At 42.5% G+C, this 22,916-nt stretch carries 23 protein-coding genes; 13 read left to right on the plus strand and 10 right to left on the minus strand.

Annotation, left to right across the window (positions count from 1 at the left end; all coding sequences use genetic code 11):
- Positions 1-12: 12 nt before the first annotated feature.
- The 4 genes from ppx to CEQ75_RS04315 all read right to left on the minus strand — a co-directional run bounded on the left by ppx (position 13) and on the right by CEQ75_RS04315 (position 4,742).
- Complete coding sequence (gene ppx, locus CEQ75_RS04300; protein WP_198306631.1) at positions 13-1,524, minus strand: exopolyphosphatase; 1,512 nt, start codon at positions 1,522-1,524, stop codon at positions 13-15.
- 147 nt (positions 1,525-1,671) lie between these two features.
- Positions 1,672-3,153, minus strand: coding sequence for a CYTH and CHAD domain-containing protein (locus tag CEQ75_RS04305; protein WP_198306632.1), 1,482 nt, complete (start codon positions 3,151-3,153; stop codon positions 1,672-1,674).
- A 17-nt stretch (positions 3,154-3,170) separates the two neighbouring features.
- Positions 3,171-3,656 (minus strand): SixA phosphatase family protein, encoded by a 486-nt coding sequence (locus CEQ75_RS04310; protein ID WP_157677330.1) that lies wholly within the window; start codon positions 3,654-3,656, stop codon positions 3,171-3,173.
- A 126-nt stretch (positions 3,657-3,782) separates the two neighbouring features.
- On the minus strand, positions 3,783-4,742 hold the full coding sequence (locus tag CEQ75_RS04315; RefSeq protein ID WP_198306633.1) for an AEC family transporter: 960 nt from the start codon (positions 4,740-4,742) through the stop codon (positions 3,783-3,785).
- A 297-nt stretch (positions 4,743-5,039) separates the two neighbouring features.
- Between CEQ75_RS04315 and CEQ75_RS04320 the strand changes: the two genes are divergently transcribed.
- The 5 genes from CEQ75_RS04320 to rlmH all read left to right on the plus strand — a co-directional run bounded on the left by CEQ75_RS04320 (position 5,040) and on the right by rlmH (position 9,917).
- Positions 5,040-5,894 (plus strand): peptidase MA family metallohydrolase, encoded by an 855-nt coding sequence (locus tag CEQ75_RS04320; protein WP_089609233.1) that lies wholly within the window; start codon positions 5,040-5,042, stop codon positions 5,892-5,894.
- Between the two features lie 68 nt (positions 5,895-5,962).
- Positions 5,963-7,213 carry a UDP-N-acetylglucosamine 1-carboxyvinyltransferase gene (gene murA, locus CEQ75_RS04325; protein WP_089609234.1) on the plus strand — a complete coding sequence of 417 codons (1,251 nt, stop codon included), beginning with the start codon at positions 5,963-5,965 and terminating at the stop codon, positions 7,211-7,213.
- Positions 7,214-7,419: 206 nt separating this feature from the next.
- Complete coding sequence (locus CEQ75_RS04330; RefSeq protein ID WP_089609235.1) at positions 7,420-8,202, plus strand: MBL fold metallo-hydrolase; 783 nt, start codon at positions 7,420-7,422, stop codon at positions 8,200-8,202.
- A gap of 55 nt (positions 8,203-8,257) precedes the next feature.
- A complete protein-coding gene (locus CEQ75_RS04335) occupies positions 8,258-9,394 on the plus strand; it encodes a S1C family serine protease (RefSeq protein WP_198306634.1) in 1,137 nt (378 codons plus the stop codon).
- Between the two features lie 43 nt (positions 9,395-9,437).
- Positions 9,438-9,917: a 23S rRNA (pseudouridine(1915)-N(3))-methyltransferase RlmH gene (gene rlmH, locus CEQ75_RS04340; RefSeq protein ID WP_089609237.1), complete on the plus strand. Its 480-nt coding sequence runs from the start codon at positions 9,438-9,440 to the stop codon at positions 9,915-9,917.
- A 161-nt stretch (positions 9,918-10,078) separates the two neighbouring features.
- Here rlmH and CEQ75_RS04345 read toward each other — a convergent pair whose 3' ends face one another.
- From CEQ75_RS04345 to CEQ75_RS18595, 6 genes are all read right to left on the minus strand, one after another.
- Complete coding sequence (locus CEQ75_RS04345) at positions 10,079-11,308, minus strand: LL-diaminopimelate aminotransferase (protein WP_089609238.1); 1,230 nt, start codon at positions 11,306-11,308, stop codon at positions 10,079-10,081.
- A gap of 196 nt (positions 11,309-11,504) precedes the next feature.
- Positions 11,505-12,050 (minus strand): hypoxanthine phosphoribosyltransferase, encoded by a 546-nt coding sequence (gene hpt / locus CEQ75_RS04350; RefSeq protein WP_089609239.1) that lies wholly within the window; start codon positions 12,048-12,050, stop codon positions 11,505-11,507.
- Entirely contained in the window at positions 12,047-12,985 is a 939-nt protein-coding gene (locus CEQ75_RS04355) for a cytidylate kinase family protein (RefSeq protein ID WP_420828406.1), read from the minus strand. Before CEQ75_RS04355 ends, hpt begins: the two co-directional genes overlap by 4 nt.
- Positions 12,986-13,698: 713 nt before the next feature.
- Entirely contained in the window at positions 13,699-14,940 is a 1,242-nt protein-coding gene (locus CEQ75_RS04360; RefSeq protein ID WP_089609241.1) for a BaiN/RdsA family NAD(P)/FAD-dependent oxidoreductase, read from the minus strand.
- A 68-nt stretch (positions 14,941-15,008) separates the two neighbouring features.
- The gene (locus tag CEQ75_RS19190; protein ID WP_257913153.1) at positions 15,009-15,143 is read right to left on the minus strand and encodes a hypothetical protein; all 135 of its coding nucleotides are present in this window, start codon (positions 15,141-15,143) and stop codon (positions 15,009-15,011) included.
- Positions 15,136-15,309: a hypothetical protein gene (locus CEQ75_RS18595; protein WP_198306635.1), complete on the minus strand. Its 174-nt coding sequence runs from the start codon at positions 15,307-15,309 to the stop codon at positions 15,136-15,138. Before CEQ75_RS18595 ends, CEQ75_RS19190 begins: the two co-directional genes overlap by 8 nt.
- A 127-nt stretch (positions 15,310-15,436) precedes the next feature.
- Here CEQ75_RS18595 and CEQ75_RS04365 point away from each other — a divergent pair, with 127 nt between their 5' ends.
- The 8 genes from CEQ75_RS04365 to cshA all read left to right on the plus strand — a co-directional run bounded on the left by CEQ75_RS04365 (position 15,437) and on the right by cshA (position 22,792).
- Positions 15,437-16,036, plus strand: a complete 600-nt coding sequence (locus tag CEQ75_RS04365; RefSeq protein WP_089609242.1) for a 50S ribosomal protein L25 — start codon at positions 15,437-15,439, stop codon at positions 16,034-16,036.
- Positions 16,037-16,290: 254 nt separating this feature from the next.
- A complete protein-coding gene (locus CEQ75_RS04370; protein WP_242965373.1) occupies positions 16,291-16,632 on the plus strand; it encodes an FHA domain-containing protein in 342 nt (113 codons plus the stop codon).
- 11 nt (positions 16,633-16,643) lie between these two features.
- Positions 16,644-17,957, plus strand: coding sequence for an FtsW/RodA/SpoVE family cell cycle protein (locus CEQ75_RS04375; RefSeq protein ID WP_089609243.1), 1,314 nt, complete (start codon positions 16,644-16,646; stop codon positions 17,955-17,957).
- Positions 17,902-19,359: a peptidoglycan D,D-transpeptidase FtsI family protein gene (locus tag CEQ75_RS04380; RefSeq protein ID WP_242965374.1), complete on the plus strand. Its 1,458-nt coding sequence runs from the start codon at positions 17,902-17,904 to the stop codon at positions 19,357-19,359. Before CEQ75_RS04375 ends, CEQ75_RS04380 begins: the two co-directional genes overlap by 56 nt.
- Positions 19,360-19,369: 10 nt before the next feature.
- Entirely contained in the window at positions 19,370-20,251 is an 882-nt protein-coding gene (locus CEQ75_RS04385; protein WP_089609244.1) for a pyridoxamine kinase, read from the plus strand.
- A 30-nt stretch (positions 20,252-20,281) separates the two neighbouring features.
- On the plus strand, positions 20,282-20,758 hold the full coding sequence (gene ybaK, locus CEQ75_RS04390; protein ID WP_089612501.1) for a Cys-tRNA(Pro) deacylase: 477 nt from the start codon (positions 20,282-20,284) through the stop codon (positions 20,756-20,758).
- A gap of 164 nt (positions 20,759-20,922) precedes the next feature.
- Positions 20,923-21,120: a cold-shock protein gene (locus CEQ75_RS04395; protein WP_089609245.1), complete on the plus strand. Its 198-nt coding sequence runs from the start codon at positions 20,923-20,925 to the stop codon at positions 21,118-21,120.
- A gap of 223 nt (positions 21,121-21,343) precedes the next feature.
- Positions 21,344-22,792 carry a degradosome RNA helicase CshA gene (cshA, locus tag CEQ75_RS04400; RefSeq protein WP_089609246.1) on the plus strand — a complete coding sequence of 483 codons (1,449 nt, stop codon included), beginning with the start codon at positions 21,344-21,346 and terminating at the stop codon, positions 22,790-22,792.
- Positions 22,793-22,916: the final 124 nt, after the last annotated feature.

A 22,916-nucleotide genomic window follows, 5' to 3' on the forward strand; every position in this document is an offset into this window, starting at 1 on the left:
CTCCTAAAAATATTAGGCTTCTTCGATCTGGAGCCAATTCTTGAATACTTTTTTAAAGCTGGGCGCCACAGATAAGGCATCATTAATCTCTAAACCGGGATTTACTTTAGAAGATACTTTAAGAAGGGTAACACTGCCTTTAAAAGTGCACTCAATTTTGTCAACGTTACCATTTTGACGACGATCCAGGCTTTCGGAAATGCGCAGCAGCATGCCCAGCTGCTGCACGCTCTGGATTTCTTCCTTGCTAAGAAAAGTCCGGAATGGGGCGGTAATTCTTACTTCATCCTTACGGTGCAGTGTTGCCGCCCAAGCCGCCATCATCAGTTCTTTTTGGGTCAGGCCATTGATGCGGCTGTTTAAAATCAGGTAAAAGGAATGTTTATGATGGTCATAATAACTAACGCTAATCCCGCTGTCATGAAGAAGTGCCGCTGTTTGCAGTACCTTCTCCTGATCTTGAGCCATGTCGAATTGTTTTTGGAATTGATGATACAATTGACGGGCTAAATCCCATACATGGTTGGCATGATTTTCATTGATTTCGTAATTGTGCATCACATTTTGTAAAGAGAGATCTAAAAGATTTTGCGGCAGTGGAACAGTTTGCCGTACGTGCTTATAAAAAATGCCTTCCCTCAAACCGGCACCGCTGATAATGACATTGGCAGTCCCGGTAAATTCCAGTAATTGTGTAATGGCGGCCAATGCGCCGGGAAAAATGTCCGCCCGATCTTTAGAAAGACCCTTGATGTTCTTTCGCTCATTCTGTGACAGCCCTCCTATCATTTCGTAAATATTCTGAATGGCTGTACTGCTTATCGGATAGTTATGGGCAACATCCAAAGGATAATTAATCATTTTGCGGTGTATTTTGCCAATATTACGAAAGGAACCGCCAATACCGATCAGAGGTAAATCTCCTTGTGCATCTCTTTTCAACCAATCAATGTCTTTGAAATGCTCTTTCAGAAAACGCTGAAGATTCCGTCGATCCAAGGGTTTGATAGCTCCTTCCAGGTGAAACATTTGGGCAAGAGTTAGGGCACCAAAGGGTAAGCTGGTTAGGTTTTCTACTTGCCGGTTCTTCACCAGGACTAATTCCGTGCTGCTGCCTCCAATATCCATAATCAAGCCTTGAGACAAGTCCAGGGTATTGACGGTACCTAAATAATCATAATAGGCTTCTTCTGCTCCGGACAAGATTTGTACCTGGATCCCCGTTTCCTTTAAAACTTGTTCTGCAAATTCCGATTTATTTTTTGCCCGGCGCACCGCTTCCGTGGCTACGCAGATAATTTCGCTTACTGCCAGGGCATCACAAAGATTGCGAAAAAACTTTAAAGCTTCGATGGCAGTCTGGATTTTTGCGGATTTCAGTAGAGAGGTGCCGTTCATTTCTTCTCCCAAGCGTGCGCTTTCCCGCAATTCATCAATGATTTTAAATGATCCGTCCGGTCTGATTTGTACAATCACCAGACGCATGGAATTAGAACCGATGTCGATAATGCCGATTTTTCTCATGCTCGTGCTCCTGTCATATTTCATCTTTCACAAAGTCCGTCAAAAACTCATAAATTCAAATTATTTGACAAATTATATCTAAATAATATTAAATTTGCATTAAATTTTTATTAAGTTTTTCATGAAAAGATGTTTGTTTGATTCTGTTTATCTCAAGGAAAACCCTTTCGCTTTTTTTACCTGTTCTTCCAACTCAGTTTGCTGCCATCCGGAAAGTACCCCGCTGTCAAAGGACAGGGCTGCACTGGGGTATTTTTCATTCAAATCCCGCAAAAGTTCCTGATTTCTATGGGTGTCGCAAATTTGGCCTAAAGCATCCTGCAAGGCCTTTAATTCGCTAAAAAGCACCTTATCTTTTTTCCTTAAAACCGGGCCAAATGTGTTTGCCGCATAGCGCAGTTTTTTGCCTCGAATACGTAAGGCGTGTACCTCCGCCAGAACTTGATAGTTCGTTTTTTTGCTGATCTTACTCATTTTAAGAAGAAGGGTTTGAAAACGTTGTTTCAGATCTTCCACGCTAATTTCATCAAAGGATAAGTTGATCAATTCCGCCCAAATTTCCAGCAATATCGGTGTTGTAATCCCGGAGGAAATTTCCTGGGTAACAGTAAGCTGGGTTAATTTTCGTTCTTCCTTTAATACCTTTTGGAGGGCGGAATTGTCTAGGGATAAAGTTGGACGGGATTGTCCTAATTCCTCCCACCCTTCCAACATTACATCTATTTCACGCAGATAACCAAATTTTTGTGCAATTTTTCTGAGCAGATCCTGAAGCTTTTTCTCTTCTTTCTGACTGAAAAAGGGTTTAAGAAAAGAAAGAAGAGCACGCAGGCGGCGGATTTCTACCCGCAGCTGATGGGCAGTTTCGGGATCTTCCGGTGCTTTCAGAAAAATTTCTTGTTTATTGATGATTTCCTTCAGACTAAAGAGCATGACTTCCCGTAATGTTTGTTGCAAGTCCTTTTTTTTGTCCCAGGTATAAGCAGGGGTTAACTCTTCTTTTACGGGGAGGCCGGAAAGTATCAGACCCCGCAAATATTTACTTTTCTCCTCCAGTATCATCGGGGTTTTTTCTGCCAGTAGGGCGCCTAATTCCAGTAAGCTTACCACCTGGCCATTTTTCAATTCCAACTCAACTTCTGCCAGAGGTGCTTTTTTTTCACCGCTGATAATGTTGCCCTGATCCACAGCCAGTTCAATTAAACTACCGTCTTCCGTGACCACTTCCAGAACCTGGCGTTGGAAGTTGGTTTGAAAAATCGGGATGAGTTCTTCTTCGCCGGCGAGGGCGGAAAGTTTAGGTCCGATAGGCAAATTCGAAAAAGGAACAAGATCCGGCAGGTTCTGATCCAGCTTAACGTTCCATTCATTTCGAACATGAAGCCCCCCTTGGCTGGATCCGGAATCTTTAACTGTCGCGATCGAGTATTCACCGGATTTACGTATACGATAAGTGCATTGAGCCTGCATTAAGCGGTAATCCGGGGTATCATAATAGGTGGTTTCAAAATCATGAATCATCGGCGTTCCCATAAATTTAACTGAAGAAAAAAGATCGTCTTCTAAAATAAGAGCGGCGTCAACTTCATTGATCAGTCGTAATTTTAATTCGATTTCCTGATTTTTCATACTCATCACCTCGCTTTTTATTTCATTCTTAGGAACATCTTAGGTTGCACAAACCATAACAATTCTCCCGTCGGTGGGATCAGGGTATTTAATTTATACCCGGCCGCAGCTCCTTTTTTAAAAGGTAGTTGATATCCGCTAATTTTTTCACTCCAATCGCCTAAATAAGGAGCATGTCCGACCAGGATCAGGGAGGCAGGTTTTTTTACATTAACTAATTCCTGAGAAAAACCCAGATAATCTCCTTCACTGATAAAGTCAAAAACTTTAATTTTTTTAACATCCAGCTTCTCCGAAATGATTTCAGCTGTTTGAGCAGCACGGAGGTAAGGGCTGGTCCAGAGCAGAATGTCTCTCTCCTTCTTAAAAAACATTTTCAGAGAGGGGATAATTTTTCTTAGTTCCTTAACACCTTCCGCTGTCAGCTCCCTTTTAGAATCATCAAAGCCGTCCCATCTGTCGCTTGCTTTGCCGTGCCTGATAAATACCAGCTCTTGGATCATCTTAATCACCTTTCTGATTTTTATCTTACCTTTGAAGCGCATTATTTTTATTCAGGAAGATTGTGAACAAAAACATATTCTTTGTATTTTGGGCGAATTCTATTCTTTCCTCGCGCCTAATATTCTCTAACGGAGCAAAACCCACATCACCAGGGGAAGGGTGAAAATGGACAGGAAAGTGCTGATAAAGATCAGCTTAGAGGACATGCGATAATCGTTGTCATATTTGGCGGCAAAAATTGAGGTCATCGCCGCCACAGGCATGGAAGCATAAAGTACAGGAATACCCAGTTGATAACCGTCAAAATTCAGGATGCGCAAAACACCGTATACCATCAAAGGCAAGAAAATCAATCGGAGCAGACTCCACAAGATTGCCTTGCCGTCTTGAAACAATGTTCTTAATTCCATCTCCCCCAAAACAGATCCGATAAATATCATTGCCAGGGGTGTGGTAATGCCGCCGATCATTTCTAAGGTCTGTTCGAAGATTACCGGAAGAGTCAAAGGGGAAGCCAAGATAATAAATCCGATCACTACCGCCGCAATTGGAGGGCTGATTATTTTTTTTATGCTTCTCGGTTGAGGGGTAAAATCAAAATCCCCCGATGTATTATCCTGTGCTTTTAATAAGGGGCGGCTCATGATGACCACCCCATAGGTCCAGGCAAAAACAGAAAACATGATATCATAGACGGCCATATAAAAGAGTCCTTGCTGCCCCAAAGCAGCTAAAGCTACGGGATAGCCCATGAAGGTAGTATTCCCGAAAATTAGTGAGAATTGAAAAACATCCCGGGTCTTTCCTTCTACCTTAATCATCTTGACCAAAGGATAGGATATCAAAATAATAAATAAATACTGGCAAAAGGACATAAACAGTAACTGCAGACTTTTTACCATCAGATCCTGGGAGAAAGTCATACTGTTCAAAGAAACAATGATCAGTGCAGGAACCGCCACATTAACTAAAAGATTGCTGATATCATGATTCATATCATTGGATATCAGTTTTATTTTTTTACAAAAATAGCCGATGATGATTAAGATAAATAAGATGACAATCTGGTTTAAAACGACAAGCATGATTCCCGCTCTTTCCCGAAACAAGTAATTTTGCATTTATGTATTCATTTGTTTCGCTGCTCTATATAGTTAAACTTCATCATAATATTATCATGTAGTTGGTGCTATTGCCATATGTATTTATCCTTTAAAATGGAGTTGCTGCCATTAATATTTTCCCGTACTTTGCGATTTATTGTTAGAATTTCCAATGATGGATCGGCATATCTATAGTATAATAAAGGTTAGCAAAAAGAGAAAGACATTAATAAGCAGACAACGGAATTATTCCGTGTCACCCAAGGGGGAGGGGTTGACATGATCAGGGATCTCTTTTTCTATACCGGCGGTGGAGTTAAGTTTTTAATTAAGGGAATTATTGCAGCGATCATTGTGGTAATTTTTCTGACTGTCAAATATCCATATTTGCCGAAAGTGATGACATATAAGGTGTTTCGGGAATATGCCCGCATTTCTATGAATTGGGAGACTCGTCATTGGCAGGAATTAGCTGGGGGAAATTTTGTTTTGCGTTTTCAACCAGGAGACGAGAATGTCGCCAAGCTGGTTTTAGCAACTGCGGAGGCGGCCTATGCACCGGTTAATGAGCGTATGAGTTTTAGTCCGGGAATCAAAATTCCCATCATTTTATATCCTGATAATCTGGCCCTAAATAAAAGCTTTGGCTGGCCGGCGGATGAACGAGCCATGGGCGTCTATTGGGCAGGGGTGATTCGTGTTTTATCTCCCAATGCATGGATTCAGGAAGAGGATCTGATAGCCAGATTTCAGTCAGAAGGTCCTATTCCCCATGAATATACTCATTTTATTGTGGATTATCTTGCTGGGGGCAATTATCCCCGTTGGCTGACGGAAGGAATCGCCCAAAGGGTAGAACGAGAAATCACAGGTTATGAAATGCCTTTAACAGGGACAGAGGCCTTTTATCCTTTAGGGGATATGGACGATAAATTCGATCTCTTGCCTAATCAGAGTGTGGCTTACCGCCAATCCTTAGCCTTGGTAGATTTCTTTGTCCAAACCTATGGGGAAGGTCCTTTAAATCAAGTCTTGCAAGAACTGGGTCATGGTCAAAGCATGGATCAGGCCTTTTTGAATAGCATTGGATGTACTATGAAAGATTTTGAAGCCCAGTTTTTAAGGCAGGAATAAGAGAACCTCAGTCGAATATATAAAGAGAAGTCGAATCCGTAGAGAAAATGTTGAAAGAGGGATTATGATTGTCTAAACTGATTATTAAGGGGCCTTCCCGGTTGGAGGGCAAGGTGAGGATTAGTGGAGCGAAAAACGCCGCCTTGGCCATTATTTCTGCTTCTCTCTTAGGAGAAGGGGAAACGATATTGGAGAATGTCCCGCCCATCGGAGATGTAGTTATCTTAACAAAAATACTTGCTGCCCTGGGCGCCAACGTGAAATGGCTGGGAGAAGAGACCCTGAGCCTTACGGTACCGGATGATATTGACCATGAAGCAACCTACATCCAGGTGAAAAGTCTCAGAGCCTCAAACCTGCTTTTGGGCGCACTTTTGGCGCGTAAACGTATTGCAAAGGTTTCCCTGCCCGGGGGATGTCAAATCGGCTCCCGGCCTATGGACTTGCATATTAAAGGTTTGAATCAATTGGGCTGTAATCTGTCCATTGAACATGGTTATATTCAAGGAAGCGCTGATCATATGCATGGTGCCCGGATTTACCTTGATTTCCCTAGTGTGGGTGCCACGGAGAATATCATGATCGCCGCTACGCGGGCTGAGGGGCAGACCATCCTGGAAAACGCTGCTAAAGAGCCGGAAATAGTGGATATGGCCAACTTCCTCAATGCTATGGGTGCCAAGGTGCGGGGAGCCGGTACAGATGTGATCCGTATTGATGGCGTCAAGCATTTATCAGGAGCCCATTACAGCATTATACCTGATCGTATTGAAGCCGGTACCTTTATGGTGGGTGCAGCTATGACGGAGGGCAATGTTCTGGTGGAAAACGTAATCCTTACCCACTTAAAGCCGATGATAGCCAAACTAAAAGAGGTGGGCACCTATATTGAAGAAAGAGACAATGAGGTTTTGGTGGTTGGACCGAAGATTATTCAAGCCGCAGATGTTAAAACATTTCCCTATCCAGGATTTCCAACGGACATGCAATCACAAATGATGGCCCTTTTAGCCTTGGCTCAGGGTACCAGTATGATTACGGAAAATGTTTTTGAGAATCGGCTCCAATTGGCCGATGAATTAAAAAGAATGGGTGCCCAAATCACATTGGAAGGTCGTATGGCAGTTATTGAAGGAGCGGAAAAGCTGATGGGTGCCTCTGTAAAGGCTTTGGATTTAAGAGCTGGGGCAGCCTTAGTATTGGCAGCCATTGCCGGTGAGGGTGTGAGCGAGATTAATAATCTGGAGCTTATTGACCGTGGATATTTTCATTTAAAAGAGAAGCTATGCTCCTTAGGCGCTGATGTACAAAGAGTATAAGATTATAAAAATCGCTGCGGCGATTTTTTTCATGATAGAGCTGTATTTGTGCGCCATGAAATTTTTTTATTTAAAAGGAATTTTCTTTTTTATGGATAATTAATAAGAAATGATATGAAAAGAGGCAATTGATCAATGGAATGGCAATACAAGAAGCAAGAAGCTAGAGGCAATAGGCAAGAGGTTCTAAGAGAGGTAGCTGATTAATGGAATGTGCGACTCTGTTTAGCGGAAGCTCAGGTAATTGTATCTATGTTGGTACGGGCAATACCAAGGTTTTAGTTGATGCCGGCTCCTCCGGCAAGAGAATTATGCAGGCATTGGACTCGATCAATATTGATATTAAAGAGATCCAGGCATTGTTAGTGACCCATGAACATATTGATCACATAAAAGGGCTGGGCGTCTTATCCAGGCGCTATGATATTCCTATTTATGCCTCCCCCAAAACCTGGCAGGAATTAACCTGCATCGGAAAAATTGCCGAATACAATCAAAAGGAATTTGATTACGGCTTGGAAATTGGTGATTTGAAAGTCGATTTTTTTAAAACCTCCCATGATGCCATCCAGCCGGTGGGCATGGTGTTTTACCACCGGGAAGATCAGGTCGGCATAGCGACAGATACAGGATGTATTACCTCAGGAATGAAAAAAGCCCTGGCAGGGGCAAATGCCATCTTTTTTGAAGCGAATCATGATGAAGAAATGCTGGTTAAGGGGCCCTATCCTTTTCATTTAAAAAAGAGGATTAGCGGTGATAAAGGGCATTTATCCAATCATACGGCGGGAGAAGCCTTAAAGGACATGATCACCGGGAACACCCAGCATGTGATTCTATCTCACCTCAGTGAGGTTAATAATACCCCGGAAGCAGCATATCATTCAGTAGCAAATACTTTGGCTCAGGCAGACATTTTGGATAAGATTGCCTTGACGGTGGCACCCCGGTATCAAACACATTCGTTGATTAAAATTAAACGTCTTTAGGCATAGCCGGAAGTACCAAATGGCACAATACAATACAGGAGGAGGGATGAAATTCATGAGCTATTTTAATGAATATCAGTCTGAGAGACGGCGCGGCGTTCTGTTTTACATTATTCTGATGCTGATCTGCGCGGTCCTAGGAGGATTGGTTGCTTTAAGCGGTGCTCAGTCCTTGGGCTATTTTGAACAAGAGGAGGCACCGGATGGAGCAACAAGGACTCCGGAAATCGTGATTCCCCCGGCCGGGGATCTCACCGATAAGACGGCTATTGTGACTATTTCAGAAAAGATCGGTCCCGCAGTGGTGGGCATCAGCAACTTGGATATTTATTCCGATTTTTTTCAGGGTGAACGGGAGGTGGAACAAGGTACCGGTTCCGGTGTGATCTTTGATGGAGCAGGTTATATTGTCACCAACAACCATGTGGTTGAAGGGGCTCGAAAACTTGTTGTCAGTTTGGCTGATGGACGTCAGGTTTCGGCGGATGTCATAGGAACGGATGCCAGAACGGATTTGGCGGTCATTAAGATTAATGAAAAAAATTTAACGGTGGCTGGTTTTGGGAATTCCGATGATGTAAGAGTAGGGGAATTAGCCATCGCTATTGGCAACCCCGGGGGCGCTGATTTTGCCCGTTCTGTTACCCAGGGAATTATCAGTGGTTTGAATCGTTTGTTGATCACTGATGAAGGGTTGCAGTTCAGATTAATTCAAACGGATGCAGCGATCAATCCGGGTAATTCCGGCGGCGCCTTGGTCAATATCCAGGGCAAAGTGATCGGCATCAATAGTATTAAGATTGCCCGGGAAGGTTTTGAAGGGATGGGTTTTGCCATCCCCTCCAATACGGTACAGAACATTGTGCAGGATTTGATTCAGTACAAAAAAGTGATTCGCCCGGCCTTAGGTGTTTATATGGTACGGGATGTAGATAAGGAACTGGCGGAATACAATGATCTGGGCGTAGATTATGGAGTTTTAATCGATCCTCAGCCGGGGGGGCCTTCAGCCCAAGCTGGAATGCGGCGCTATGATATCATTATCGAGATCTCCGGTCAGAAGATTACCAACCGTTTCGATCTGCAAAATGAGATTTTTGCCAAGAAGGTGGGAGATACTGTTCCCTTGGTCGTGATAAGAAATGGACAGAGAGTGGAGCTTTCTGTGAAACTGGAGGAATTGGAACAATAATAACTCAATGAAAGACGACGGATCTTAATGGAATGGAGATAGTGTGCATATTAAAATTATTGCCGTGGGCAAATTGAAAGAGAAGTATTTAAAAGAGGGCATTCATGAATATCTAAAAAGACTTACGCCCCACGCCAAAGTGGAAATTATTGAAGTATCTGATGAGAAAACTTTGGAAAATGCTTCGGAAACAGAAATAAAGCTGATTAAAGATAAGGAAGGGGAGAGAATCAGCAGGCATCTGAAAGAAGGAATTTATCTTATTGCTCTGGACGTGAGGGGCAAAAATCTTTCTTCGGAAGAATTGGCGGCCAAGATACATAATTTAGGAGTGCAAGGGAAAAGTGATTTAACTTTTTTGATAGGCGGATCGGTAGGCCTGGCGGATTTTTTACTTGAGCAAGCGGATTTCAGACTCTCTTTTGGCCGCATGATCTATCCCCATCAATTGATGCGCCTGATTTTGCTAGAACAATTATATCGCTGTTTTAAGATTAATGCGGGTCATCCTTATCATAAATAAGGGCACAATTAGATACCCGGTTGAATCTGGTAAGACGGGAACGCCCCCATGCAAAGACCATGCTGAAATTATTTCGGCATGGTCTTTGCATAAAGAACTTCTTTGTTTATCAAATATGTAGGGTATTATCATTTTTTCCGCGATTTTTCTTTATAATCCCATTACATTTTGGTAATGATTCTTTCGACGGCTTTTTCCGTGTTTTTTCTGGTTCCGAAAGCAGTTAAGCGGAAATAGCCTTCACCGTTAGCGCCAAAACCTGCCCCGGGTGTTCCCACAACATTAGCCTCATGCATCAATTTATCAAAAAATTCCCATGATCCCATGTTGTCCGGAGTTTTGAGCCAAATATAGGGTGCATTTGTCCCCCCAAATACTTTATAACCGGCATTTTTCAGACCGTTAAGGATGATCTTGGCGTTTTCCATATAGTATGTAATATTTTCCTTCACCTGCTGCTGACCTTCGGTGGAAAAGACGGCAGCGGCCCCTGCCTGCACCGGATAGGAAACTCCGTTGAATTTGGTGGTCTGTCTGCGCAGCCATAAGGGGTTCAGGCTATGGGCTTCGCCCTTAGTATCAAAAACTTTTACATCTTTGGGCACGATGGTGTATGCACATCGGGTCCCGGTAAAGCCCGCTGTCTTGGAGAAACTGCGGAATTCTACGGCAACTTCTCTGGCACCTTCAATTTCAAAGATGCTGTGGGGCACACCCTCTTCTTGAATAAAAGCTTCATAAGCCGCATCAAATAAGATGATGGATTTGTGTTCCCGGGCGTAATCCACCCATTTTTTCAGTTCTTCCTTTGTTAATGTCATCCCGGTAGGGTTATTAGGAAAGCAAAGATAAATCATGTCAATTTTGCCCGTAGGCAGAGATGGTTTCATCCCGTTTTCTTCCGTGCAAGGGAGATAGACAATTTTGTCGAACTGGTTATTCTCCTTGATGAAACCGGTGCGTCCAGCCATCACGTTGCTGTCTACATAAACGGGATAGACGGGGTCGGTTACCGCCAGGATATTACCGGTACCAAAGAGCTCCTGGAAATTAGCCGTATCGCTTTTGGCTCCGTCACTGACAAAAACTTCATCTTGTGAGATATTGATACCCCGGGAGGTAAAATCATGTTCCACAATTTTTTCTAAAAGAAAATCATATCCCTGTTCCGGGCCATAACCGCGAAAAGTTTCCGGCTGTCCCATTTCGTCTACTGCTTTTTTCATAGCTTCCACCACAGCCTGGGGCAAAGGGCGGGTAACATCCCCGATACCTAATCTGATGATATTGGCTTCAGGGTTGTTATTCTTAAATTCGTTTACTCTCCGCGCAATTTCTGAAAAAAGATAATTGCCCGGCAGCTTTAAATAATTTTCGTTCATCTGTGCCATTTAGGATCTTCAATTCCTTTCATTTAATTATTTTAGTTATATGGAAAATTATATTGAAATAAAACGCATTTAGCAACTCCTCAGGAGGAGAATATTGTATACAAGTTTGTTTTCCGGAAAGATTTAATAAAAAAGCTCGGAACCGGATGCCCGAGCTGGTTTTGAGCCGAAGAAGATCAGCTGTTTCCTGAATCCTCTATTTATGGAAATTGTTAGGGCGAAATTCTGCAATATAAGGCAAATTACGATATTTTTCCTGATAATCAAGACCGTAACCAACGACAAAGACATCCGGCATCAAAAACCCCCGGTATGCGATGGGCATATTGATCAGCCGCTCTGCCGGATTATCCAAGAGGGTACAAATTTTCAGACTGGCGGGTTTCCCGCTTTCCAGGTGCTGGCAAATATATCCCAAAGTCAGGCCGGTGCCAATCACATCTTCCACTAATAGCACATGGCGACCTGTCAAGCTAAGATCAAGATCCTTGGTGATGCGTACCACGCCTGGGTTGCCGCCGGCTTCTTTAGATACACCGATGGAGAGAAAATCCACATTCAAGGGGATGGTTAAAAGGCGTGTTAAATCTGCCGTAAAATATAGAGAGCCTTTTAAGATACAGATAATTATCAATTCCATCCCCTGATAGTCCTGATTAATTTGATCTGCCATTTGCTTAATCTGCTGTTGAATCTGCTCTTCCGTGAAAATTACTTTGCCGATCCCATCTGGCGAACTCATTTTTCTTCAACTCCTTTTTGCAGCCCAAACCTCTTTAAGAGGGTGTAATAATCGTTTTTGAAAACGATATTAATATTGGTTCCGGGATAGAGCTTTTTGAGCAAGGCTACTTTTTTCTTTTTCTCAGAAACGTATTTCTGATTCATCGTGGTCAGCTCAATATAGGTATCGTATTTTGTCAAATAAAAATCCGGAGAAAAGGCCATCTTCACGTTTCCTTCTGCATCCCACTCAATCGGGAAGGTTCTGGGCTCATATTCCCAATCTAAATTATACATATTAAGTATTTTGGCAAATTCCTCCTCCGAAGGGTGCTTAAAAATAATTGGCTTGGATGCCTGGCCTTCTTCCTGCTCTCCGGGGATAAGGGCATCCTGTTTATTAATAGCCAAATAGTGTAACAAAGATGCGGCTTCGTCGATCTGAAAATCATCTGTATTTAATGTTAAATTGTAAAGGCCCGGGTCGGACCAATCTTTTTGATAAAGGGTAGAAATATATCGCTTGTGTTTGCGGTCAGAGAGTTCCAGAAACCTTTCCGCATCTTTCTTTTCCAGGCTGTGGGAGACCATAATTCTTTTGGTGCGCACCTCCTGAGAGGCTATAATGCGCACATGAAGTGCGGAAGGATGTTGAGCAAAAATAATTTGTGCTCCCAATCCGACGATAATGGAAGGTTGTTTTTCAATAAAATCAGCCAATTTCTGTTCCAAATATTGGGCAAAGGTAATACCTTGTTCCGTCATATTCAGGTAAAAACCCGGACTTTCCGCTAACATATGAAGCTCATGACTGTTTGCTACTTCCGGTAGCCACTGGTTCATTACCATATCCCGGGAAATAACGGGTAAATCCAATTTTTTTGCCAGTAGTTCCGTAATCTCTTCCCCTAAGCTGCCCGTTTGTCTTGAAATCGTAATGAAATGCAATTTCATAACCTCCTGCAAGCAGAATAATAACTTTTAGATATACATATTTTCAGGACAATCAGATATATTATACCATAAAAGTTGATGAAGGAAGGAGGTATTTCGGCAACCAATTTGTTAGAGTTATGGAATTAATCAAGAATGCTTAAAAACGGATGTAAATTTAATAGATAATAAATTAAAACAGATAAATCAGATAATAAGAGCGAAATTTGCGCTTATTTCAAAATTGACGTATTAAAGATGGATGTAGTAATATTTAAGCAAGCTCCAAGGAATTCCTAAGACGGAAAACCTGCATGGATACAAACGGAAACGAAACATTACACTTTGTTGTAAGTACCGAGAATCATGGATTCGAAGATCGATTAGGCCTGGTACTTAGGTTGCAGCAGATTTAACAAAATGGAAGCTTTAGATGGGAAGAGTTTAAAAGATTTTACCTGGATAAAGCAGAAATTAAGTTGGACTGAAGCAGACTATGAGTAACCAGATAACCTGGAAGATGAAGGGCTTATGAAAATGTGGCTGATGAGGATACACAAGTGGCGATTCATGTTAGGTGGATGTTGATAAAGGTTCGTTGGAGCTTATTTATATATAGGAAACCGGGAAATAGACAGGAAAGCGAGACAGGAAAGCATGGAAGACAGGAAAGCAGAATGACAGGGCATGGTCACCTTTAGGCTGACAGTGTCCTGTCGTTCTTTTTTCTATGGTTACTGAATGGCTGCCTGACGACCGGCAACAAAGCCGGAAGACCAGGCCCACTGGAGATTAAAGCCACCGCACATGCCATCAATATCTATGATCTCACCGGCAAAAAACAAGCCGGGGACGATTTTTGATTCCATGCTCTCGGGGTCTATTTCCTGGGTATTAATACCTCCCGCCGTCACCTGAGCGTGGGGCCAACCCTTGGTTCCTGTAATCATAAACCTCCAATCGGTCAATAAACCGGCAATTTTCTCCGCTTCATGAAGAGAGATGGTGGCAGCGGGAACATTCAAATCTTTGATGCCGGATTCTTTCAAGATGACAGGAATTAATCTTTTGTTGATCAGACCTACCAGGCTGAAGGAGATGGTTTTTGCCCCGCTGTTGCGGAAACGCTTTGTTAAGAGCTTGGTCAAATGTGCTTTTGAAAGATCATCGATGATGGAAAGCTTCAGCTGTGCTTCCTGGTTTTTTTGAAGCATTTCACCGGCTTTCCTGCTGATTTGCAATATAGGGGGTCCGGAGACCCCGTAATTGCCAAACAGGATATCTCCCCTATCCTTAGCCGTCCCTTTTTCTTGTTGTATAACCTCCGCTGTGCCAACAAATTTAACTCCTTCGATCTGTTTGAAGAAATTCCCGGACAGTTTTAATTGTACCAGGCCGGGAAAGATGGGTGTTAAAGTGTGGCCCAGTTCCTGGACCAGTTGATAACCGTTTCCGTCAGAGCCGCTGGAAGGCATCGCCTTGCCTCCTGATGTCAATATCACCCGGTCTCCGTAAAGGGTCTTTCCTTCTTTTAACTTCACGATAAATGAACCTTTTTTCTTCCTGATTTCCACCACATAAGCATCACAAAGGATCTCTACTGAAAGGGATTGCAGTTCGTACAGCAACACATCCAATACACTGGAGGCTTGATCTGATCTGGGGAAAACCTTTCCCAGGTCTTCGATTTTGTGGGCGATGCCTAGTTTTTCAAAAAACTCAATGGTTTTTGCTGCGTCAAAAAGCGTCAGCGCTTCTTGAGCAAACTGAGGGTTATTTCCCTGATAGCAGCAAACATCGGTCTTAATATTGGTGTAATTGCACCGGCCGTTTCCTGTGGCGAGGATTTTCTTGCCCACCCGCGGATTTCTTTCTAAGAGGGTGACTTTGGCTCCATGCTTTCGGGCGGTAATGGCTGCCATCATTCCTGAAGCCCCGCCTCCCACCACAATGACATGTTGATTGATTTGCTTCATCTCATTGAATATTCCTTTGCTTGATTGTTTGCTACTATTTTAACAGCTTTTAAGGAAGAAAAAAATCCTTAAACATCATTTCGGGGAATAGACTGTTTTTTTGTATTGGAATTATGGTTTTGTGCCTCTCTGGTCAGTGGGGTTTGCCCATTGCTTTTTTCTTTTCTGGCTTTTTTATTGTCCGGCTGGCTGTCTTTAGTCACTATTTTCCACCTCCGTAACAGGACCGGCTTTGACATGCCCTTTTTTTGCTTTTCCCTGAATTTCCGGAACAGGACCAAACTCATTCTTATTCCGCTGCATTTTCTTATTGCTTTCCGTACCATGAGGCTCCCCGGGATCGGGTCTGCGCATTCCTGCTTTCGCCATTTTCTTACCTGCCTTTCATCTGGGATTGTGCTTATTATTTGAATAAAAAGAGGAAATAATGTATAATGGTTATAATTTCAAACTATTTCGATGATTTTAGCCTCATGATGAAAGGAGTTTATGTATAATGGAAAAAATTATTTTGCAAGCTGAAAGCAGGACAGGAAAACCGAAAGCAACGCGGGCGAAGGGTCTTGTTCCCGGGATTCTTTACGGTAAAGGGGAAGAAGCTATCCCGGTCAGTTTCCAGGATCCTCCCTTGAGAAAGGTCTTGACCAAATATGGCCATAATGCCAAAATATGGGTAGACCTTAATAATCAGCAAAAATTTGGTTTTATTAAAGATGTCCAAAAACATCCTGTAGAAGATAAAATCTTACATATTGATGTGCAAATGGTATCCCAGGATCAGGAGGTTAAGATGCTTTTACCCATCACCTTCATCGGTGTGGAAGAATTGGAAAAAAGGTTTTTTGTCGTCCAGCCTATGAAACCGGAAGTAGAAGTAATCGGCAAAATGAATATCTTACCCAATCAAATTGTCATTGATGTATCAGAGAAAGAACTAGGAGATACCATTACTTATGGAGACTTTGGGTTGGATGAGGAGATAAAAAATAACGATCCGGAAGATGAAGTCTATGGGATTATTAAGGCTAAGAAGGAGAACGTGATGGAAGAAGAGGAATCCCAAGAGACGGAAGAAGGCGGAGCAGCCGGGGAATAAGAAACCGCTTAAATGTGGTGCCGATGAAAGGGAAATTGATCAGGCGGGTATCATCAAAAGATACCCGCTGTTTTTATTTTTGTAAATAATGTGTATAATTCTTTCTAAGACGTGTTATTATTTTGATAATATCAAAGAACGGGGTGAGGACCATTTTTGAATTAATTTCTTCCCTGCTGAAATATGTTTTTACAGTTCTCATTTATTTATTTATCTTTTGGATTGCCCGGCTCATATATTTGGATATCTCTGTTATGCAGCGCGGCCCTTCTCCTATCGCATCGGATCAGCCTTATCTCAAGCTGATCAATCGTCGGGAACAATTAGGATTTAAGGTGGAAGAAACCTATAATCTTAGGGATAAAAATATTATCGGCCGCTCCCCCAAAAATGAAATTGTACTGAAAGATCCCTTTATCTCCAGTGAACATGGGCGTATTTGGCAGTCCGGAGGGATATATTATCTTGAGGATTTAGGGAGTAAGAATGGGTCTTTGCTTAATGGTCAGCCGGTTTCCGGGCCTTCCATCCTGAAGAATGGGGATAAAATTTCTTTTGGCCAGCTGGAATTTTTATTTGTAACGGAACAAAAATGAGGTGATGGTTCATGCCCCTGCTCAAAAAATATCAAAGTCCGGTCAATATTATTGCCTTGATCAATGTGATTGCCTTTGGACTGTTATATTTATATCAAAAGCCATTAAACCGGGAAATTCTTATCGCCGGCGGGGTGATGGTTTTCATTATCTATTTGGCGAACATTTTCGTGATTAATTTGAAATTCGAAGACGAAATTCTTTTTATGATTGTCTCCATGTTAAGCACACTGGGGATTATTATGATTTTTCGTCTCGATCCGGTATTGGGCGGGAAACAAATTATTTGGTTTGTATTGGGCAATGTGGTTTTTTTTATTGCCTCCTTTATTTACCGTAAGATCAATTTTTGGGAGCGCCTGCTCTATCTCTATCCGGTATTTTCGCTGATCCTTTTCCTTTTGACCATGTTTTTTGGCAGTGAGGTGAAAGGGGCTACCAACTGGATTTTTATCGGCGATTTCAGCTTTCAGCCATCGGAAGTAATGAAATTGGTCTTTATTTTTTTTATTGCCGCCTATTATGCCCATCCTGATAAGTTGGCTCTTAACAATTTAAAAGTATTCCGAAGAAAGATCAGCGTGGAAAGCAAGTGGGTGTTTATGGGCCTGGCTTTTTTCCAAATGGGATTATTGGTGCTGCAAAGGGAGTTAGGAACCATCCTGGTGCTGCTTTTGATTTATTTAACTATGGTTTATATTTATGAAGAAGATCGGAAGTTTTTCTACCTGAACGGCGCTTTATTATTTTTCGGAGGTATCATCGGAGCCTCCTCCCTTCATTATGTCCAAGTGCGGATTGCAGCCTGGCTTAACCCCTGGTCTGATGTAGCAGGAAAGGGTTATCAAATTGCCCAATCTCTTTTTGCCATTGGATCCGGTGGCTTTTGGGGCACCGGTCTTGGATTGGGCCAGCCCCAATATATTCCGGAAGTACACACAGATTTTATTTTTTCCGCTATTTGTGAAGAGATGGGGATTTTTGGCGGAGTCGCTGTCCTTTTGTTGTATTTTATTTTGGTCTATCGAGGTATAAAAATTTCCTTAGGGCTGAAGAATTCCTTTCATCAATACATTGCCTTGGGCATTTCCTTGATGTTTGGTTTTCAAACCTTTATCATTATTGGAGGTGTCATTAAATTGATACCCCTAACGGGTATCACCTTGCCTTTTGTCAGCTATGGGGGGAGTTCTTTAATAACCAGTTTTCTTGCCTTAGGGATTCTTCAGAGTATTTCTTCGTCCAAATTTATGGAAGAGGAGGAGCTATATGAAAGAGATGAAGAAAAAGTCCCGGAAGCTGCAACAGCAGAAAAGGACAATTAATGTTTTTATTTTAATGAGCATCCTCTTTATGACCTTAATTGGTTATCTAACTTATTTCGAACTTTTTAGCAAGGAGAATATTATTGCCAGTTCCTACAATCGCCGTCAATGGGCCAGGGAGGATAAAACCTTGCGGGGAACCATTTTCGATCGTAAAGGGGTTGTTTTGGCAAAAAGTGAGATGGATGGGGAAACGCAAATACGCAGCTATCCTTTTGGTGCCCTTTATAGTCACATCATCGGTTATAATTCTATCTCTTATGGTAAATCACAGTTGGAAGCTAAATACAATGAACAATTATTAAATATCAATCCCTTAAACCCGGTAACCGATTTAAGGGACAAGATCACGGGTACGAAAAGCGTGGGTCACAACCTGCATTTGACTCTGGATCATCAATTGGAGAAACGAGCAGCCGAATTACTGGGTAATCGGAATGGGGCAGTGGTTGCCCTTCAGCCCCAGACAGGGGAAGTTTTGGCTTTGGTCAGTAAACCGGATTTTGATCCCAGTAATACAAGCTTGAATGATAATTGGAGCAAATTGATCGAATCTGAAGAAAATCCTCTTCTTCCCCGTGCCACTCAAGGGCTATATGTGCCGGGATCTACCTTTAAGGTTGCGGTAAGCTTAAAGGCTTTGGAAAAAGGATTGGACCTGAAGGACTTTTATGATCAGGGCAGTATCATTATTGATGGTAAAAAAATTGAAAACCATGGAGGTACGGCTTATGGTTCCTTGGATTTGGAAAGAGCTTTAGCCGTTTCTAGTAATACTTATTTTGCTTCCCTGGGGGTAGCATTGGGAGAGGGAAATCTTAAGGATTTGGCTCAGGAAGTGGGCTTGGGCAAAAATATTTCTTTTGACGTTCCTGTCAGCTCCAGCCGTTTTAATTATCAAAATATGAGTGAAACGGATCAGGCAGCTGTAGCTATTGGCCAGGGTAAGATCCTGGTATCTCCCTTACAAATGGCCATGATCACCGGCGGTATTGCAAATCATGGCGTGGTGATGCAGCCATATTTAGTTGATAAGGTGGTCAGTGCCAATGGCTTTGTCGTCAAAAAACAGGAACCCAATGCCTTTTATCGCCTGGCCGAGGCTGATTTTGCCGACCAGGTAGAAGAAATGATGGTCAACGTGGTGGATAATGGAACGGGGAGAAACGCGAAAATTTCCGGGATTGGTGTCGGCGGTAAAACCGGGACAGCACAAAATGAATTAAGCGCAGCTGATGATGAAAAAGAGCACACCTGGTTCATTGGATTTGCTCCGGCGGAAGATCCTCAGATTGCTGTAGCCGTGATATTAGAATATAGCGGATCAACCGGGGGAAAGCAGGCTGCTCCTATTGCACGGGAAATGATGATCCAGTGGCTGAAAGAGCAAGGAATCATATAGGGGGAGAGATATGAACAAAAGATCTGTACAAAGAGTAGCAGCAATCCATGATTTATCTGGTTTTGGCAGGTCATCTTTATCGGTGGTGGTGCCAATATTATCAACGATGGGGATTCAGGTTTGTTCTGTACCCACAGCAGTATTGTCAACCCATACAGGGGGGTTTGAAAAGTATTCCTTTGTGGATCTCACGGATTACTTACCCGGGTTTTTTGAACATTGGAAACGATTGAAGTTAGATTTCGATTGTATTTATACCGGATTTTTTGGCTCCTCGAGACAAATCGGTATCATTTCTGAATTCATCGATGATTTTGGCAATAATCCGGATACCTTGGTTGTGGTCGACCCTGTGCTGGGGGATAATGGCCATCTTTACAGTACCATGACTGTAGACATGAAGGAAGAAATGAAAAAATTGGTACAAAAAGCGGATATCATTACCCCTAATTTTACCGAAGCCGCCTATCTTTTGGATCAACCCTATGATTTAAATATTAAAATCAAGGATCTTAAAAGATGGCTTTATGAATTATCTCAGATGGGTCCGGAAAAAGTGGTGATCACCAGTGCACCTGCATGCGAGGATACCAAAACCACCCATGTGATCGCTTATAATCGTGAGGATGATCGTTATTGGAAGGTAAGCTGTGTGTATATTCCAGCCCATTATCCCGGCACCGGTGATGCCTTTACCAGTGTGCTGGTAGGAAGTTTGCTCCAGGGTGATAATCTGCCCATTGCTTTGGACCGGGGGGTGCAATTTATTACTGCCGCTATCAGAGCCAGTTATGGTGCTTCTTATCCCAAACGGGAAGGGGTACTTTTGGAACGGGTTTTGGGCCATCTCAATATGCCGTTCATCATCAGCAGTTATGAGATCATCGATTGAAGTATTAATATTTTAGGGGAGTGGGAAATGATGGCTCAGGCGAAAACCAATGCCATGCGTATTCTTGATCAAAATGGAATACCTTATCAAGGAATGAGCTACGATAGTCGTGATGGTAAGGTTGACGGGATATCTGTGGCCCAGAAAATAGGACGAGATCCTAAGATGGTCTATAAAACTTTAGTAACTGAAGGTCATAGCAAGAACATCTATGTTTTTATCATCCCGGTGGCAGGAGAGCTTGATCTAAAAAAAGCTGCAGCAGCAGCCGGTGAGAAAAAAATTGAAATGATACCTGTGAAAGATATACAAAAATTAACAGGTTATATCAGAGGGGGATGTTCGCCCATCGGGATGAAAAAATCTTATCCTACTTTCTTGGCCCGGGAGGCCATGGATTTGGGGGAGATTATCGTTAGCGGCGGTAAAATTGGATTTCAGATCCAACTGCCCGTATCAGAGCTCCAAAAGGCTACCGGAGCAGCAATGTCGGAACTGCTGAAATAGGATCGGATCAATTTTTAAATAAATTACCAGCAATTTCTTGCAATTATATATCAATCTGTGGTAATATTAAGAGCATGTTAAAAAGCAGCTCGGGAACATAGCTAGGTTTTGTGAAGTTGTTTTTTAATGTAATAAAATGAAAGATTGTTAGGGAGGATTTTAAATTGCAAGGAACTGTAAAATGGTTTAACGCGGAAAAAGGATTTGGCTTTATTGAAAGTAACGAAGGCGGCGATGTTTTTGTTCACTTTTCAGCCATCCAAAAAGACGGATTTAAGACACTGGATGAAGGTCAAAAGGTAGAATTCGATATCGTTGAAGGAAATCGTGGACCTCAAGCATCGAATGTAACGCTGGTTTAATTTGATATTGTTGTATACGGGGAAGGGCTTTTCCGAGTTCAGGAAAGCCCTTTTTTATACTTTCAGAAATTTTAAGTACAACTAAGGCTTCCCCTTGGAACATGCCAAGTTTTCAAATACTTTGAGTAAGCATCAGTTTTTATATTAATGGGCATCATATGAGGCAAAGCATCATTGTATAAAATAGATTAAATAATAGATTAGAAGGAAGAAGGATGAATTTATAGACATGTTTAACGAAATCGGACTTAGTGAGGCTGTAATCAAAGCGACCATCAATATGGGCTTTGAAGAACCTACACCCATACAGGCACAAACGATTCCCCTGGCATTAAAAGGGGAGGATGTAATCGGACAGGCCCAAACAGGAACCGGGAAGACAGCCGCCTTTGGGATTCCTATGGTGGAAAAAATGACCTCGGGACCGGAATATATCCAGGGCTTGGTAGTAGCTCCTACCAGGGAACTTGCCATCCAAGTGGCGGAAGAATTAAACAAAATCGGTCAATTTAAACGTGTTCGTGCTCTGCCGATCTATGGAGGACAGGACATCAATTATCAAATTCGAGCATTGAAGAATCGTCCTCAGATTATTGTGGGTACGCCGGGGCGTTTAATGGATCATATGCGCAGAAGAACCATCCGTTTGCATAATGTGGAAATCGTCGTTCTGGATGAAGCGGATGAGATGCTGAACATGGGCTTTATTGAAGATATCGAAAATATCTTAAAAGAGGTTCCCACTGAAAGACAAACCCTACTTTTTTCTGCCACTATGCCCAAACCTATTCAAACTTTGGCACAGCAATTTATGATCAATCCCACTCTTGTCAGCATTAAAAATAAAGAGGTAACGGTTCCGGACACCAGACAGTATTATATCGAGGTGCAGGAACGCCAAAAATTTGACCTTTTATGCCGATTATTAGATATTCAGTCCCCTGAGTCAGCAATTATTTTTGGCCGCACGAAGCGGCGGGTTGATGAATTGTGTGAAGCCTTGAATACCCGGGGCTACTCAGTGGAAGGCCTGCACGGTGACCTGAACCAATCTAAGAGGGACAGCGTGCTGCGGCATTTTCGGGAAGGGACAACAGAAATTCTGGTGGCTACTGATGTGGCGGCAAGGGGTCTGGATATTCCCGGCGTTACTCACATCTACAATTTTGATGTTCCTCAGGACCCGGAAGGCTATGTGCATCGTATAGGACGAACCGGCCGGGCAGGAAAATCCGGCTTGGCGGTGACTTTTGTCACGCCCCGGGAGATGGGGCAGTTAAGATTAATCGAACAGGCAATTCGGAAAAGGATTGACCGTAAACCAATTCCCACATTTTTAGAGGTGGTGGTTGGCCAGCAAAAGCAGACAGTGGAAAAGTTACTCAGTGTGATCGAAGAAGAGGATCTTACATCCTATCGGGAACTGGCCGAAGAGCTTTTGGCGGATAATGATTCAATAACATTGATTGCCGCTGCCTTAAAGCTCTTGACCAAGGAACCCAACACCACCCCGGTGAAGATTACCGAGGAAGCACCCTTGCGCGTTAAAAAGCAGCGCAATTTTAATACCCGATCAGATCATCACCGTAAATGGGATGGAAACCGGGGCTATAAAAAACCCCAGGGCCGAAGGCAGAATGCTCCGCAAAAACCGAATAAAAAGGATTTTTAAATTTTTGAGGGAACCGCAAGGTTCTCTCTTTTTAATTTTGGTCGGATGGTCAATATTTACATCGACAAATTGATTACAAAGTGATATCATAATAATATAATATTAATATAGTGGGGGCGATGTA

This window comes from Dehalobacterium formicoaceticum, from assembly GCF_002224645.1.
Taxonomy (GTDB): domain Bacteria; phylum Bacillota; class Dehalobacteriia; order Dehalobacteriales; family Dehalobacteriaceae; genus Dehalobacterium; species Dehalobacterium formicoaceticum.